The organism is Kitasatospora sp. MMS16-BH015, from assembly GCF_002943525.1.
GTDB lineage: Bacteria > Actinomycetota > Actinomycetes > Streptomycetales > Streptomycetaceae > Kitasatospora.
In genome coordinates this window covers 5,787,181-5,802,608 of sequence record NZ_CP025394.1, presented here as the reverse complement: position 1 = coordinate 5,802,608, position 15,428 = coordinate 5,787,181, and the positions used below count along the sequence as shown (strand labels likewise).

Here is a 15,428-nt window from a genome sequence, read left to right as displayed (position 1 = left end):
GCGCCTTGCAGCAGTGAGGGGGCGTGCGGCAATCCGCACGCCCCCTTCAGCCTTCGTGCGCCGGGTGGCGCCGCGTCAGCAGTCCCGCAGTTCCTCGGACTGGTTGAGCAGCTGGGCCCGGACGGAAGTGAAGCGGCGGTAGTGGTCCTCCGTCGCCTCGGTGGCGGCGAAGACCGCCACCCGGTGGCAGTTCTGGAACGCCAGGCGGACACCGAAGTGGCGCTGCAGGGCGCCCCGGATCGCGTCACTGGCCATCGCGCGCAGCAGCTGGCCACGGGCCTGCTCGCTGGGCGGCGGTACCTGGTTGTCGGCGAAGTCGGTGCCGTCGACCGTCAGTTGGGCGACGAGGGAGCTGACCAGCTCCCAGGCGTAGGGCAGGGAGGTGCGGACGCAGTCGACGAACTCCCCTTCGTCGACCTCTCCTCTCTCGGCCTTCTCCAGCAGGGCCGGTGAGACGTCGAGCGACATGGGTTCTCCTCTCGCGGTCCACCCCGGCGCGGCCCGCCGGGATGGTCGTGCGGTTCGACACCGAGGGTGGGCGGTGGCATGGCGAAGGAAGCGGGGATACGGATCGAGCGACGAACGCTCACCACAGAGTGACAGGCGAACCTCAGCGCGGCTGGCGAATGCCTGTCTTCACCTCGGTTTCGCGGGTCCGGCCGCCAGATTGGCCGGATCTCGTCGGATCGTTCATCCCGAATCCCCATCCCCGTTGTGCGGCACCCCTACCCCCGTCGAACGGCTGTGGCAGCCACCCGGAAGAGACACCGCCCTCCAAGGTTGGGCGCCTCCCCGGGTTCTTCACCCCTGTCGTCGCGGAATCGCATCAACTGGCCCCGGTGGGCTAGCGTGGTCGACCATGCGTCTCGTAGTTGCCCGTTGCTCCGTCGACTATGCCGGTCGGCTCTCCGCCCACCTGCCCTCCGCCACCCGGCTCATCCTGGTGAAGGCGGACGGCAGTGTCAGCATCCATGCCGACGACCGTGCCTACAAGCCGCTCAACTGGATGTCTCCGCCCTGCACGCTCAAGCAGGCGGACGGCACCTGGACGGTCACCAACAAGGCCGGCGAGAAGCTGATCATCACCCTGGAGGAGGTCCTCCACGACTCCTCGCACGAGCTCGGCGTCGACCCCGGCCTGGTCAAGGACGGCGTCGAGGCCCACCTCCAGGAGCTGCTCGCCGACCGGATGGAGGTGCTCGGAGCCGGCTGGCAGCTGATCCGCCGCGAGTACCCGACCGCGATCGGCCCGGTCGACATCCTCTGCCGCGACGCCGACGGCACCACCATCGCCGTCGAGATCAAGCGCCGCGGCGAGATCGACGGCGTCGAGCAGCTCACCCGCTACCTCGAACTCCTCAACCGCGACCCCCTGCTGGCCCCGGTCAAGGGCGTCTTCGCGGCCCAGGAGATCAAGCCCCAGGCCCGCGTCCTCGCCACCGACCGCGGCATCGGCTGCGTCGTCCTCGACTACGACGAGCTGCGCGGCATCGACGACGACAAGCTGAAGCTCTTCTAGAGCCCCGTCCCGGGCCCCTCAGGGGCTCGGCGTACTGGTCGGGGTCCCCGGGTCGGTCGGCGTGGCCGAGTCCGTCGGGGTCGGGTCGGGGGTCGGCGGCGGGGGCGTGGTCGGGGCGCTGGTGGTCGGGGTCGGCTTCGGGGTGGTCCTGGTCGGCTTCGGGGCCGGCGGCTTGGTCGGCTGCGGCTGCTGAGCCGGGGGCTGCGGCGCCTGGGTGGTCCCGGTCGGGTCGGCCGTGGTCTCCGTCTCACTCGCGCTGGGCACCGCCCGGCGCGTGGTCGGCGCGCCCGGGCCGTCCGAGGGCTCGCCCTGGTCGTCCGGCGTCGCACTCGCGCTCGCCGACGGGGCGGCCGAGGGCGAGGAGCTCAGCGCCGCCGGGCCGGGCAGGCCCAGCACCCCGGGCGTCGGCTCCACCGTGCCGCCCGGCCTGACCGGCACCGGCCCGCCCTGCGCGGGCCCGGCCAGACTGAGCCCCACCGCCGTACCCAGCACCCCGAGCGCGAGCACCGCCGCCGCCCCGGCCAGCACCGCCTTGCGGGTCGGCCCCGGGTACCGCCACGGCACCTGCGCCATCACCCGGATGACGGGCCGTCGGCCCGGCGCGGCCGAGGGCGCCGCCGGCTGCTCCGGAGCGACGGCCAGCGCCAGCATCCGCCGGGCCGCCGCGACGCCCCGGGTCTCCCCGGCCGCCGCCCGCAGCGCGATCGCCGCCTCCAGGTCGGCCACCGCCCGCTCGGGCCGCCGCAGACAGAGCGCGAGCACCCCGGCCTCGTGCCGGCACCACGCCTCGTCCGCCGTCGCCCCCAGCTCCCGGGCCGCCTCGAGACCGAGCTGGAGCGTCCGCTCCCAGGCTCCCCACCGCAGCGCCAGGGCCAGCGCCGGCCCGGCCGCCCGGGCCAGCCGCAGCACCTGCTCCCACCGCCCGGCCTCCCGGTCGGCCAGCAGCACGCCCACCAGCACCTCGGCCTCGGCCGCCACCTGCCCGATCCCCACCGAGGCGTGCCCGACCCACCACGAGAAGTGCTGCGCCGCCCCCGCCGCCACCGGCCCGGCCGCCCGCCGGCCCGCCGCCGGCGCGAGCTCCCCGTACGACCCGCCCTGCGCCGCGTCCTGCGCCACGCCCTGGGTCAGTTCGCCGAACGCCCGGCGCTGCGCCGCATCCTGGCCCGGCTCCCGGTACGACCCGTGCGGCGCCGCGTCCTCGGTCGAGCCACCGAGGATCCGGCGCTGCGCCGCATCCGCCACCTCGTCCGAGGTCCGGTACCCGTCCGACAGCCGGTAGCCGCCGGACTGCCGGTCCGCGCCCGGCGCGGACTCGCCCTGGGCGCCCGGCCCGGGCTCACCCGGCGGGGGCTCCTCGGCCGGCTCCGGCGTCCGCCAGTCGGCCAGGGCCGCCGCCACGCCGGTGGCCAGCCGCTGGTGCCCGCCGGCCGGCACGGCCAGCCCGCACTCGGCCAACTCCCGCAGCGCGCTCTCACCGTGGTCCACCCCGATCAGCGCGGGCAGGTGCGGGGCCGTCGGGCACTCGCCGCCGAGCGCCAGCGCGAGCCGCAGCACCTCCTGCGCCGACTCGCTCAGCCCCGCCGCCAGCCGGCGGGCCGGGGCGGCGGCCTCGGCCACCGAGGGCAGCGGTACGGTCCGGCGCAGCTCGGCCTCCAGGACCGCCGGGTCCTCCGGCAGTTCGACCGGGTTGGCCAGCCCGAAGACGCTGGTCCGGTCCTCCTGCGCCGCGACCAGGGCGTCCACCGCCACGTCCCGGTGCCGCAGCAGCGCCGCCGCCTGGACGAACCGCAGCGGCAGCCCCTCCGACTCGAACCACAGGTCCACCGCCCAGGCCCGCTCGGCCGCGTCCAGCGGACGGCGGGCCAGCTTGGCGGTGAGCGCGAGGCAGGCCGCCCGGGAGAGCCCGGCGACGGCGTGGTCGGTCAGCCGGGAGCCGGCCGGCAGCGCAGCGCTGCCGGGCTCGGCGGCGACCACGAAGACGCAGCCCGGAGCGGCGGCCAGCAGGCCCTCCAGCTCCTCCCCGGCCGGCGCGAGGTCGTCGATCGCGACCACGGCGGCCAGCCCCGCGAGCAGCGCGGGCAGCTCGTGCAGGTCCGGCCGCAGGCCGGGAGCCTGGTGGGTGGCCGCGAAGAGCTCCTGGAGCAGGTCGGCCGCCGTTCGCCGGTGCCCGGCCAGACTCACCACCCCGTCCCTGGCGAGCTCACCGGCCGCCTCGGCCACGGCCGCCAGCAGCGCACTGCGGCCCGCCCCAGCCTTCCCGGTCAGCCGCACCGACCGCCCCTCGGCGAGCAGCCCGAGCACCTGGGCGACGTCCGCCTCCCGGTCCACCGGCCCCACCCCGGCCGACCGCACCCACCCGGGCTCGGCCCGCCGCACCGGCGCAGGCCGCCACTCGTCCGGACACGGGCGCGCCTCCGCCCCTTCGGGCGCCCCGACACTCAGCAACAGGTCTCCGACCACGAGCTCCCCGACTCGCGGCCTCACGCTCTCAGTCACGGCGCGGATCATATAGCCATACGGGAACAATCAGGGGCGCGGGGAACGGCGCGGCCAAGCACCCACACCGCCGCAGTGTTAACTCAACGCCCCACTTGCACTATCGAGGTGCAACTGACCCGGCGATCGAACCGGCACGAAGGCGTCTCCCGCCCTCGCGCAGTTCCCCGCGCCCCCTGAAGACCCAGTCCCCCCGCCCCGGAAAAGCTCACCCGGCCACCGCGAGGATCCGGTGCAACCGCGTAGCGACGAGCAGCCGCTGCAACTGCTCCGGCACCCCCCGCAGGACGAGCCGTCGCCCCGAGCGCCCGGCCCGCCGGTGCGTCCCCATGATGACGCCGAGCCCCGTCGCGTCCCAGGACTCCAGCGCGGAGAGGTCCAGGACGAGATCGCCCTGCCCGCCGTCCACGGCCAGGTGGAGCCGGGTCCGCGCGTCGGCGGCGGTGCGCACGTCGAGCCTGCCCGCGATGGCGAGTCCGCCGTGATCGCCGGTGATGCGCATGCGCTCCTCCTCCGCTTGCCGGTCAGGGGTGGCCGCCCGGGGCCTCTCCCCGGGCCGGCGCCTTGCGCCGAGCCTCGGGGGCCACGTCGGACGAATCCCGCTACGTCTGACGGCAGATCAGCAGTTCAGGTTGCTGGCCCCCGGCAGATCTGAAGCAACTTCACTCGTCCGAGGGAATATACGCAGTCAGTCCCAGCACCTATGCTCGATTACCGCCCAAATCACCCGTCTGCGGGCGACTTCGTGAGCAAGCTCACCAACCCGCCCGCAGCCCGGGGCAGTACTACTTCCCGTACGGGTAGAAACCCTGCCCGCTCTTGCGGCCGAGGTCGCCCGCGGTGACCATCCGGGCCATGATCTCGGGAGCCGCGAACTTCTCGTCCTGGGTCTCCTCGTAGATGTTCCGCGCGGCGTGCAGCAGGATGTCCACACCGGTCAGGTCGGCGGTCATCAGCGGGCCCATCGCGTGGCCGAAGCCCAGGCGGCAGGCGGTGTCGATGTCCTCGGCGGTAGCCACACCGGTCTCGTAGAGCTTGGCGGCCTCGACCACCAGGGCGGTGATCAGGCGGGTGGTGACGAAGCCGGCCACGTCGCGGTTGACGACGATGACCTCCTTGCCGATGCCCTCGGCGTAGGCGCGGACGGTGGCCAGCGTCTCGTCGCTGGTCTTGTAGCCGCGGACCAGCTCGACCAGCTTCATCATCGGCACCGGCGAGAAGAAGTGGACGCCGACGACCGACTCCGGCCGGCCGGTGACGGCGGCGATCTTGGTGATCGGGATGGCGGAGGTGTTGGAGCCCAGCACCGCGCCGTCCTTGGCCAGCTTGTCGACCTCGCGGAAGACGGCCTCCTTGACCTCGAACTTCTCGAAGACGGCCTCGATCACGATGTCGGCCTCGGAGACGGCGTCCAGGTCGGTGGTGGTGGTGATCCGGCCCAGGGCGGCCTCGGCGTCCTCGGCCGACAGCTTGCCCTTGGAGACGAACTTCTCGTAGCTGGCCCGGATGCCGGCCATGCCGCGCTGCAGCGCCTCCTCGGTGACGTCCCGCAGGACGACGGGGTGGCCCGCCTGCGCCGAGACCTGCGCGATGCCCGCGCCCATCAGCCCGGCGCCGATCACGGCGATCTGCTGGGTGGTTGAGTTGCTCATGGCTTAGTCGTCTCCCGTAACCGTCCTGAAGGCGGTTCAGGGCAGGGGTCACCCCCCTGAGCCGCGCCGCTCACGGGCCGGACTCTAACGCCCACGAAGCCTCCGTGGTGTGATTGCCGGGTGTGATCTGCGCCCGACCTACCCGGAGGTGTACGGTGCGCCCGCTCGCCCTGCTGCTCGGATCCTTCGCCGTGGTCGGCCTGCTCGCCCTGCTGCTCCGCTGGACCTACGGCACCGGCCACTCCCTGGTCGCCCGCCGGCCCCGCACCGGCACCCCCGCCGAGTACGGCCTGCTCGTCCCGGTGGCCGCCCCGCAGGACGCCGCCGAGGCCCGCGAACTGGCCGGCCGCCTCGCCGCGGCAGGACTGCGCCACACCCTGGTCACCACCACCGACGGCCCCCGCCTGCTGGTCTGGCCCGGCGACGAAGCAGCCGCCCGCCGAGCGCTCGACCAGCCCTGACCGCTCATCTCCCGGCCCTCCGCTCCCGGTACCAAGCACCAAGCACCGGGCCAACACACCCCCGGCTACTCCGCGACCAGCCCCAAGTCCTGGGCCAGGATGGCCGCCTGGACTCGGCCGCGCAGCTCCAGCTTGGCCAGGATCCGGCTGACGTGGGTCTTCGTGGTGGTCTCCGCCATCTCCAGCCGCTCGGCGATCTGCCCGTTGGAGAGCCCGGCGCCCAGGCAGGCCAGCACCTCGCGCTCGCGCGGGGTCAGCGCGTCCACGGCGGCCCGGGCCTTGGGCTGGTCCGGCCGGTCGGGGCGGGTGAAGGTGGAGATCAGGCGGCGCGTCACCGAAGGCGCCAGCATGCCGTCGCCCCGGGCCACCGTGCGGATGCCCTCGATCAGCGCCTCGGCCTCCAGGTCCTTGAGCAGGAAGCCCGCCGCCCCGGCCCGCAACGCCCCGTACAGGTACTCGTCGTGGTCGAAGGTGGTCAGCACCAGCACCTGCGCCGAGCCCTCGGCGGTGATCTGCCGGGTGGCCGAGATCCCGTCCAGCCGCGGCATCTGCACGTCCATCAGCACCACGTCCGGCCGCAGCTCGGCGGCCAGCCGCACGGCCTCCTCGCCGTCCCCGGCCTCGCCGACCACCTCCAGGCCCGGCTCCGAGCGCAGGATCATCACCAGCGCAGCCCGCACCGCCGCCTGGTCCTCCACCACCAGCACGCTCACCGTCACCGGAACTCCCCCACGATCCGCTCCCCCAGTACCTTCTCCCGCACCGACCCGACCGGCTTCGGCCCGGTCTCCCGGGGCTCGCGCGGCAGCTGCGCCCGCACCCGCCACCAGGCCCCGTCCGCACCGGCGCTGAAGCTCCCGCCCAGCAGCTCGGCCCGCTCCCCCATCCCGACCAGCCCGGTCCGGGAGCCGGGCAGCTTGGTGCCCCCGGCCACCCCGTAGGGGCTGTCCACGGCGATGGCGATGTCGTCCTGACGGTACGTCAAGGCCAGGCTCACCACGCCCGGGGCGGCGTACTTGAGCGCGTTGGTGAGCGACTCCTGGACGATCCGGTACGCGGCCAGCTCGACCGGTGCCGGCAGCTCGCCGCGCTCGCCCTGCTCGGCCGCCTCGAAGCTCAGGCCCGTCCCGCTGCCGGCCGCCGAGAGCTGGGTCAGCAGGGTGTCCAGCGCGTCCAGTCGGGGCGCCGTGTAGCTGCTCTCGTCGCGGGCCCGGAGCAGGCCGATCATGCGGCGCATCTCGGCCAGCCCCTGCACGCTGTTGTCCCGGATCACCGCCATCGCCGCCAGCAGCGGATCGCCCTCGTCGCGCTGCTGCCGCTTGGCCAGCGACTGCGCGCCGGTGGCGTGGATGGCGATCGCCGACAGGTGGTTGGCCACCACGTCGTGCAGCTCCCGGGCCATCCGGGAGCGCTCCTCGATCACCGCCTCGCGCCGGTCCAGCTCGGCCAGCAGGGCCGTCTGCTCGGCCCGCAGCCGCTCGGTGTCGGCCCGTTCACGGGAGGCCCGCAGCAGGTCGGCCGTCCAGACCGGCACCAGGAAGATCAGCACCGAGAAGGCCGCCACCAGCAGCGCCTGGCCCACCGTGCCGTACATCAGCATGAAGCTGGAGAGCCCGAGCGTGGTGGCCCCGCCGGTCAGGTGCAGGATGGTGGACATCCGCCGCGAGCCGTAGAGCACCCCGGCGTACAGCAGGTCGGTGTACATCACCATGGTCGCCAGGTTCGTCCCGACGAAGGTGTTGGCGATGAAGAACAGGCCGCCCAGGCTGACCGTCCACACCGTGTGGGTGCGCCGTCCGAGCTCCAGCACGGCCATCCCGGCCACCGGCACCATCATCAACCACGGCGGCACCGGCGCGTCCTTGCCGTAGCCGCCGAAGACCGTCAGCAGCAGCCCGACGCAGAGCCCCACCAGGGCGATCAGCCGGTCCTCCTGCCGCGCCCCGAGTTTGAACCAGCGCACCGGTCAGCGGTTCTCGCCCGGCACCCAGAGCACGTCCCCGCGCTCCTTGTTGGCCACCCGGGCCAGGATGAAGAGCAGGTCGGAGAGCCGGTTGAGGTACTTCGCGGTCAGCGGGTTGACGCTCTCCCCGTGCTCCTCGATCGCCGCCCAGGTGGCCCGCTCGGCCCGCCGCACCACGGTGCAGGCCAGGTGCAGGTACGCCGCCCCGGGGGTGCCGCCGGGCAGGATGAAGCTGCGCAGCTTCTCCACCTGCTCCAGGTAGTGGTCGCAGTCGCCCTCCAGGCGGTCGACATAGCCCTGGAGCACCCGCAGCGGCGGGTACTTCGGGTCCTCGACCACCGGGGTGGCCAGGTCGGCGCCCACGTCGAAGAGGTCGTTCTGGACTCGGGTCAGCACCGCGACCAGGTCCTCGCCCAGCGCGCCGGCGGCCAGCGCCACGCCGATCGCCGCGTTCGCCTCGTTGGTGTCGGCGTAGGCGATCAGCCGCGGGTCGGTCTTGGTCGTCCGGCTCATGTCGCCGAGCGCGGTGGTTCCGTCGTCCCCGGTCCGGGTGTAGATACGCGTCAGATTGACCATGGACAGCACCCTATCGGCGCACGGTCACCGGCTACCAGGCCACTATGCGACGTTCACCCGCTGTCCCGGGGGTGCCGCCTCCAGCCAGGCCAGGAAGCCCGTCAGGGCGTCGTCGCTCATCGCGAGCTCCAGCGGGGCGCCATTGTGGAGACACCTCAGCACCACCGAACCGGAGAGCAGGGCGAGCTCCTCCTGGCCCTCGGGGTAGCGGCGGCCCAGCACCTCGATCTCGCGGCGGGGCAGTACCCGGCGCGGGCGCGGGGCGTAGGAGAAGACCCGGAACCACTCGATGGAGTCACCGCTGTAGCGGCCGATACCAAAAACCCACCCCTTGCCGTCGGTCACGGGGACCGGGGCGGAGGTGGGTTTGCCGTTCTCGTCGAGGTCTGGCTGCGTCGAGGCGTCGGCCGGCATTTTGAGTCGGTAGCTGCAGTCGAACGTGCCGCCGACGCGCTGGATCACCCGGCGGCGTACCGCGAAGGCGACCAATCCCAACACGCCCAGCGCCACGACGGCCGCGCACACCACAAGGGCGAGGACCATGCTCACCGACCTCCTCGCTGACCTGCGTTCCCCGTGGCGGTCGTATCGAACGACCGCACTGTCCTACCAACTGATACGACAGTCCCGGGGTCACGCTCTCGCGCCCCGGGACCGTCGCTTCTGTCTATGCTCAGGCGGCCTTGCGGCGCCCGGCCGCGACGAGGCGGACCTCGGCGCGACGCTCGGCGTGCGCGTCGAGCTCGCTCTTCGCGGTCTCGAGGGCGCGCTCCGCACGGGCGACGTCGATCTCGTCCGCCAGCTCGGCGATCTCCGCGAGCAGAGAAAGCTTGTTGTCGGCGAAGGAGATGAAGCCACCGTGCACCGCCGCGATGACGGTACCGCCATCGGTGGTGCGGATGGTGACCGGGCCGGACTCCAGCACGCTCAGCACCGGGGTGTGACCGGGCATGATGCCGGTGTCACCGGAGGCCGTACGGGCGACAACGATGGTGGCCGCACCGGACCACACCTTGCGGTCGGCTGCGACCAGCTCGACGTGCAGCTCAGCCAACGTGGGCTCCTAGGCTCTTGCAACCACCGGATCACTCGGCGGTTGCGGTAAGAATAACGGGCCCGCCCCCCTGAGAAGAAACCAGGGACACGGAGATGACCGGGATCACAGCCGATCGAGCCGTGAGGGGTGGCCCCCGGGACGGGGTCCACCCCTCACGCTCAGTCAGCCATCAGCCGGTCTGGTTACTTCTTGGCCAGCTCGGCGGCGTTCTTCTCGAGGTCCTCGATGCCACCGCACATGAAGAAGGCCTGCTCCGGGACGGAGTCGTACTTGCCGTCCGCGATGGAGTTGAACGCCTCGATGGTCTCGGCCAGCGGGACGGTCGAGCCCTCGACACCGGTGAACTGCTTCGCCACGTAGGTGTTCTGCGAGAGGAAGCGCTCGATACGACGGGCACGGTGAACCGTGATCTTGTCGTCCTCAGACAGCTCGTCGATACCGAGGATCGCGATGATGTCCTGGAGGTCCTTGTACTTCTGCAGGATCCCCTTGATGCGGACGGCGGTGTCGTAGTGGTCCTGCGCGATGTAGCGCGGGTCCAGGATGCGGGACGTGGAGTCCAGCGGGTCGACGGCCGGGTAGATGCCCTTCTCGGAGATCGGACGGGAGAGAACCGTCGTCGCGTCGAGGTGGGCGAAGGTGGTGGCCGGCGCCGGGTCGGTCAGGTCGTCCGCGGGGACGTAGATCGCCTGCATCGAGGTGATCGAGTGACCGCGGGTCGAGGTGATGCGCTCCTGCAGGAGGCCCATCTCGTCGGCCAGGTTCGGCTGGTAGCCCACCGCGGAGGGCATGCGGCCGAGCAGGGTCGACACCTCGGAACCGGCCTGGGTGAACCGGAAGATGTTGTCGATGAAGAGGAGCACGTCCTGCTGCTCGACGTCACGGAAGTACTCCGCCATCGTCAGAGCGGACAGGGCGACGCGCAGACGGGTGCCCGGCGGCTCGTCCATCTGGCCGAAGACCAGCGCGGTCTTGTCCAGAACGCCCGAGTCGACCATCTCGTGGATGAGGTCGTTGCCCTCACGGGTACGCTCACCGACACCGGCGAAGACCGACACACCACCGAAGTTCTCGGCGACGCGGTAGATCATCTCCTGGATGAGGACGGTCTTGCCGACACCGGCACCACCGAACAGACCGATCTTGCCACCCTGGACGTACGGGGTGAGCAGGTCGATGACCTTGATACCGGTCTCGAACATCTCGGTCTTGGACTCGAGGTCCTTGAACGCCGGGGCCTTGCGGTGGATCGGCCACTTGACCTCGACCTGGGCCTCGAACTCGGCCTTGTCGACGTTCAGGACCTCACCGAGGGCGTTGAAGACCTTGCCCTTGGTGATCTGGCCGACGGGCACGGAGATCGCGGCACCGGTGTCGGTGACGGTCGCGCCGCGGACCAGGCCGTCGGTGGGCTGCATCGAGATGCCGCGCACGACGCCGTCGGCGAGGTGCTGGGCGACCTCCAGCGTCAGGGTCTTCTTGCCGGTACCGTCCGGCGCCTCGACCTCGACGTGCAGGGCGTTGAACATGTTCGGAATCGCGTCGACGGGGAACTCCACGTCGACGACCGGGCCGATGACCCGGGCGACTCGGCCCGTGGCCGTCGCGGTCTCAACAGTGGTGGTCATTCTCATTCGCTCCCACGGCTAGCGTCGGCAAGAGCGTTGGCGCCGCCGACGATCTCGCTGATTTCCTGGGTGATCTCGGCCTGGCGGGCCGAGTTGGCAAGCCGCGTGAGCGACTTGATGAGCTCTCCCGCGTTGTCGGTCGCGCTCTTCATCGCGCGCCGGCGAGCGGCGTGCTCCGAGGCGGCCGACTGCAGCAGCGCGTTGTAGATCCGGCTCTCGACGTACCGCGGCAGCAGCGCGTCGAGGACGCCCTCCGCCGACGGCTCGAAGTCGTACAGCGGGAAGATCTCGGCCTTGGCGGGCTTCTCGTCGCTCAGCTGGACCTCGTCCAGCTTGAGCGGCAGCAGCCGGGCCTCCACCGCGGTCTGAGTCAGCATGGACTCGAACTTGGTGGAGATCAGGTGCAGCTCGTCCACGCCACCGGTCTCGGCCGTGAAGGCCTCGATCAGCTCGCTCGCGACGGCCTTGGCGTCACCGTACGTCGGCTTGTCCGAGAATCCGGTCCACGACTGAGTGACCTTGAGGTCACGGAAGCCGTAGTACTGGACGCCCTTGCGGCCGACGATGTACGTCACCACGTCCTTGCCCTCGGCACGCAGCCGCGCGGTGAGCGCGGTCGCCTGCTTGATGGCGTTGGTCGAGTAGCCGCCGGCCAGACCGCGGTCCGCCGTGATCAGCAGGACCGCAGCCGTCTTGGCCTGGGCGTTCTCGGTGGTGAGCGGGTGCTTGGCGTTGGACCGGGTGGCCACCGCCGTCACCGCGCGGGTGAGCTCGTCGGCGTACGGGGTGGAGGCGGCCACCGCGCGCTGCGCCTTGACGATGCGCGACGCGGAGATCATCTCCATCGCCTTGGTGATCTTCTTCGTCGCGGTGACAGAGCGGATCCGGCGCTTGTAGACCCGAAGCTGTGCTCCCATGGGTCGTTACGTCCTTTCCCTCGCTACCGGACTCAGGCCTGCTCGGAGAGCAGCTTGCCGTCGGCCGTGGTGAAGCCCAGCTTGAACGACTTGATCGCCTCGGTCAGCGCGTCGATCGTGCCGTCCTCCAGCTTCGAGGTCTCGACGATCGCGGCGAGCAGGTTCTTGTGCTCGACCCGCAGGTTGTCGAGGAACTCACGCTCGAAGCGACGGATGTCGGCGACCGGGACGTCGTCCAGCTTGCCGGTGGTGCCGGCCCAGATGGAGACGACCTGCTCCTCGACCGGGAACGGCTGGTACTGGCCCTGCTTGAGCAGCTCGACCATGCGCGCACCGCGCTCCAGCTGGGCCTTGGAGGCCGCGTCCAGGTCGGAACCGAAGGCGGCGAACGCCTCCAGCTCGCGGTACTGGGCGAGGTCCAGGCGCAGACGGCCGGCGACCGACTTCATGGCCTTGATCTGGGCCGAGCCACCGACGCGGGAGACCGAGATACCGACGTTCACGGCCGGGCGGATGCCGGCGTTGAACAGGTCGGACTCCAGGAAGCACTGACCGTCGGTGATGGAGATGACGTTGGTCGGGATGTACGCCGAGACGTCGTTGGCCTTGGTCTCGATGATCGGCAGACCGGTCATCGAGCCGGCGCCCAGCTCGTCCGAGAGCTTGGCACAGCGCTCGAGCAGGCGCGAGTGCAGGTAGAAGACGTCACCCGGGTAGGCCTCGCGGCCCGGCGGGCGGCGCAGCAGCAGGGAGACGGAGCGGTAGGCCTCGGCCTGCTTCGACAGGTCGTCGAAGATGATGAGGACGTGCTTGCCGTCGTACATCCACTCCTGGCCGATGGCCGAGCCGGTGTACGGGGCGAGGTACTTGAAGCCGGCCGGGTCGGAGGCGGGAGCAGCCACGATGGTGGTGTACTCCAGCGCGCCGGCCTCCTCCAGGGCGCCGCGGACGGACGCGATGGTGGAGCCCTTCTGGCCGATGGCGACGTAGATGCAGCGGACCTGCTTCTTCGGGTCGCCCGAGCGCCAGTTGTCGCGCTGGTTGATGATCGTGTCGATCGCCACCGCGGTCTTGCCGGTCTGGCGGTCACCGATGATCAGCTGACGCTGGCCACGGCCGATCGGGGTCATCGCGTCGATGGCCTTGATGCCGGTCTGCATCGGCTCGTGGACCGACTTGCGAACCATGACGCCGGGGGCCTGCAGCTCCAGGGCGCGGCGACCGGTGGAGGCGATCTCGCCCAGACCGTCGATCGGGTTGCCCAGCGGGTCCACGACGCGGCCGAGGTAGCCCTCGCCGACCGGGACGGAGAGGACCTCGCCGGTGCGGTGCACCGTCTGACCCTCCTCGATGCCGCTGAACTCGCCGAGGATGACGACACCGATCTCGCGGGTGTCGAGGTTCAGCGCGAGGCCGAGGGTGCCGTCCTCGAACTTCAGCAGCTCGTTGGCCATGACCGAGGGGAGACCCTCGACCTTGGCAATGCCGTCCATGGCCTCGGTGACCGTGCCGACCTCTGCCACAGAAGCGGCGTCCGGCTGGTACGACTGGACAAAGTCGGCCAGCGCGTCCCGGATCTCCTCCGGACGGATCGTAAGCTCCGCCATCAGGCTTCCCTGCTCTCCTAGTTTGCGATCCTCGGCCCGCCATTGAGGGCCGCAAGTATTCGACTCTCGGCCGGGTCGTCACCGAACCGGCCGTACGATTTGCCGGCTCCGTTGTGGAGCCGGTTCCCGACCGAGGGTCGGATGTTGCTCGGTGCCTAGTGGCGCCCGGTCAGCCTTCGAGGGCCTGACGAGCGCCCTCCAGGCGGCTCGACACGGTGCCGTCGATGACCTCGTCACCGATCTTCACCTGGACACCGCCGAGGACCTCGGGGTCGATGTCGATGTTCAGGTGCACCGGGCGGCCGTAGAGCCGGGTCAGAGCAGCGGTGAGGCGCTCCTTCTGGCTGTCCGACAGCGGCACGGCGGTGGTGACCTCGGCCACCATGCGGTCGCGCCGGGCGGCGGCGAGCTTGGAGTAGGCGTCGAGGCCCTGCTCCAGGCTACGGCCACGCGGGTGGGCGACCAGGGTGGTGACCAGGCGGACGGTGGCCGCCTCGGCGCGAGCGCCGAGCAGCTTCTTGACCAGCTCGGCCTTGGCCGAGGCGGTCGCCTTCGGCTCGGTCAGCGCGCCGCGCAGCTCGTGCGAGCCGCTGACGATCCGGCCGAAGCGGAAGAGCTCGTCCTCGACGTTGTCCAGCTTCGTGGCCTTGTCGGCGGCGATGACCTCGGCGTACGCCGAGAGCTCCTCGACCCCGTCGACCAGGTCGCGCGAGCCCGACCAGCGGGAGCGGACCAGGCCGGAGACCAGGTCGACCGTCTCGCCGGAGACCTGCCCGCCGAGCAGCGAGGCGATCAGCCGGGCCTTGTCCTCACCGGACCGCGAGGGGTCGGTGAGGAGGCGGCGCAGCGAGACCTCGCGGTCCAGCAGGGTGGTGACGGAGGCGAGCTCCTCGGCGAGCTTGACCGCGTCCACCGAGGTGTTGTCGGTCAGGCTCTCCAGGTTCTCGCGACCGGCGGCCAGCGCCTCGCGACTGGCGCCGATCACTTGGCAACCGCCGCAGACGAGGTGGCCTTGGCCTCCAGGTCCGCCAGGAAGCGGTCGATCACGCCGCTCTGCCGGGCGGAGTCCTCCAGGGACTCACCCACGATGCGGGAGGCCAGCTGCGAAGCCAGCGAACCCACATCCTGGCGCAGGGCGGCCGTCGCCTGCTTCTTGTCGGCCTCGATCTGGGCGTGACCGGCGGCGATGATGGCCTCGCGCTGACGCTGGCCCTCCTCGCGCATCTCGCCGATCAGGGCCGCACCCTGCTCACGGGCGTGCTCGGTGATCCGAGCGGCCTCGTGACGGGCCTCGGCCAGCTCCGCGCGGTACTGCTCAAGCAGGGCCTGGGCCTCGGCCTGAGCGGTCTCAGCGCGCTCCATGCCGCCCTCGATGGCGTCCCGGCGCTCCGACAGCACCTTCTCGATGCTGGGCAGGAGCTTCTTGCCGAGGAGCCCGAAGACGATGAAGAAGCAGAGCAGGCCGATGATGATCTCGGGCCACGCGGGGAGAAGAGGATTCATCTTCTCCTCCGCCGCAAGGGCGAACCCGGTCATATCTGAACCTTTC

General features: G+C 71.4%; 16 protein-coding genes. 2 read left to right on the top strand and 14 right to left on the bottom strand.

Annotated elements, in window-relative coordinates; all coding sequences use genetic code 11:
• Window positions 1-75: 75 nt before the first annotated feature.
• A complete protein-coding gene (locus CFP65_RS25130; protein ID WP_104818325.1) occupies window positions 76-468 on the bottom strand; it encodes an SCO5389 family protein in 393 nt (130 codons plus the stop codon).
• A 391-nt stretch (window positions 469-859) separates the two neighbouring features.
• On the opposite strand from CFP65_RS25130, the gene nucS reads away from it, so the two are divergent.
• Window positions 860-1,519: an endonuclease NucS gene (gene nucS, locus CFP65_RS25125; protein ID WP_104818324.1), complete on the top strand. Its 660-nt coding sequence runs from the start codon at window positions 860-862 to the stop codon at window positions 1,517-1,519.
• 18 nt (window positions 1,520-1,537) lie between these two features.
• On the opposite strand, the gene CFP65_RS39195 is transcribed toward nucS, so the two are convergent.
• From CFP65_RS39195 to CFP65_RS25110, 3 genes are all read right to left on the bottom strand, one after another.
• Complete coding sequence (locus tag CFP65_RS39195; protein ID WP_158702350.1) at window positions 1,538-4,018, bottom strand: hypothetical protein; 2,481 nt, start codon at window positions 4,016-4,018, stop codon at window positions 1,538-1,540.
• Window positions 4,019-4,226: 208 nt separating this feature from the next.
• Window positions 4,227-4,520 carry an STAS domain-containing protein gene (locus CFP65_RS25115; protein ID WP_104818323.1) on the bottom strand — a complete coding sequence of 98 codons (294 nt, stop codon included), beginning with the start codon at window positions 4,518-4,520 and terminating at the stop codon, window positions 4,227-4,229.
• Window positions 4,521-4,803: 283 nt separating this feature from the next.
• The gene (locus CFP65_RS25110; protein WP_104818322.1) at window positions 4,804-5,670 is read right to left on the bottom strand and encodes a 3-hydroxyacyl-CoA dehydrogenase family protein; all 867 of its coding nucleotides are present in this window, start codon (window positions 5,668-5,670) and stop codon (window positions 4,804-4,806) included.
• A 155-nt stretch (window positions 5,671-5,825) separates the two neighbouring features.
• On the opposite strand from CFP65_RS25110, the gene CFP65_RS25105 reads away from it, so the two are divergent.
• A complete protein-coding gene (locus tag CFP65_RS25105) occupies window positions 5,826-6,131 on the top strand; it encodes a hypothetical protein (protein ID WP_104818321.1) in 306 nt (101 codons plus the stop codon).
• Between the two features lie 65 nt (window positions 6,132-6,196).
• On the opposite strand, the gene CFP65_RS25100 is transcribed toward CFP65_RS25105, so the two are convergent.
• The 10 genes from CFP65_RS25100 to CFP65_RS25055 form a co-directional block, all read right to left on the bottom strand.
• Window positions 6,197-6,850, bottom strand: coding sequence for a response regulator transcription factor (locus CFP65_RS25100; RefSeq protein WP_104818320.1), 654 nt, complete (start codon window positions 6,848-6,850; stop codon window positions 6,197-6,199).
• A complete protein-coding gene (locus CFP65_RS25095) occupies window positions 6,847-8,094 on the bottom strand; it encodes a sensor histidine kinase (RefSeq protein ID WP_104818319.1) in 1,248 nt (415 codons plus the stop codon). Before CFP65_RS25095 ends, CFP65_RS25100 begins: the two co-directional genes overlap by 4 nt.
• Before the next feature lie 3 nt (window positions 8,095-8,097).
• Entirely contained in the window at window positions 8,098-8,670 is a 573-nt protein-coding gene (locus CFP65_RS25090) for a cob(I)yrinic acid a,c-diamide adenosyltransferase (RefSeq protein WP_104818318.1), read from the bottom strand.
• A 42-nt stretch (window positions 8,671-8,712) separates the two neighbouring features.
• Entirely contained in the window at window positions 8,713-9,213 is a 501-nt protein-coding gene (locus CFP65_RS25085) for a DUF2550 domain-containing protein (protein ID WP_104818317.1), read from the bottom strand.
• Between the two features lie 130 nt (window positions 9,214-9,343).
• Window positions 9,344-9,724, bottom strand: a complete 381-nt coding sequence (locus CFP65_RS25080; RefSeq protein ID WP_104818316.1) for a F0F1 ATP synthase subunit epsilon — start codon at window positions 9,722-9,724, stop codon at window positions 9,344-9,346.
• A gap of 185 nt (window positions 9,725-9,909) precedes the next feature.
• Window positions 9,910-11,355 carry a F0F1 ATP synthase subunit beta gene (gene atpD, locus CFP65_RS25075; RefSeq protein WP_104818315.1) on the bottom strand — a complete coding sequence of 482 codons (1,446 nt, stop codon included), beginning with the start codon at window positions 11,353-11,355 and terminating at the stop codon, window positions 9,910-9,912.
• A gap of 2 nt (window positions 11,356-11,357) precedes the next feature.
• Complete coding sequence (locus CFP65_RS25070; protein WP_104818314.1) at window positions 11,358-12,272, bottom strand: F0F1 ATP synthase subunit gamma; 915 nt, start codon at window positions 12,270-12,272, stop codon at window positions 11,358-11,360.
• 32 nt (window positions 12,273-12,304) lie between these two features.
• Window positions 12,305-13,879 carry a F0F1 ATP synthase subunit alpha gene (gene atpA, locus CFP65_RS25065; RefSeq protein WP_104818313.1) on the bottom strand — a complete coding sequence of 525 codons (1,575 nt, stop codon included), beginning with the start codon at window positions 13,877-13,879 and terminating at the stop codon, window positions 12,305-12,307.
• A gap of 169 nt (window positions 13,880-14,048) precedes the next feature.
• The gene (locus CFP65_RS25060; protein ID WP_104818312.1) at window positions 14,049-14,864 is read right to left on the bottom strand and encodes a F0F1 ATP synthase subunit delta; all 816 of its coding nucleotides are present in this window, start codon (window positions 14,862-14,864) and stop codon (window positions 14,049-14,051) included.
• Window positions 14,861-15,415: a F0F1 ATP synthase subunit B gene (locus tag CFP65_RS25055; RefSeq protein ID WP_104818311.1), complete on the bottom strand. Its 555-nt coding sequence runs from the start codon at window positions 15,413-15,415 to the stop codon at window positions 14,861-14,863. The genes CFP65_RS25060 and CFP65_RS25055 overlap by 4 nt, the downstream gene beginning before the upstream one ends.
• Window positions 15,416-15,428: the final 13 nt, after the last annotated feature.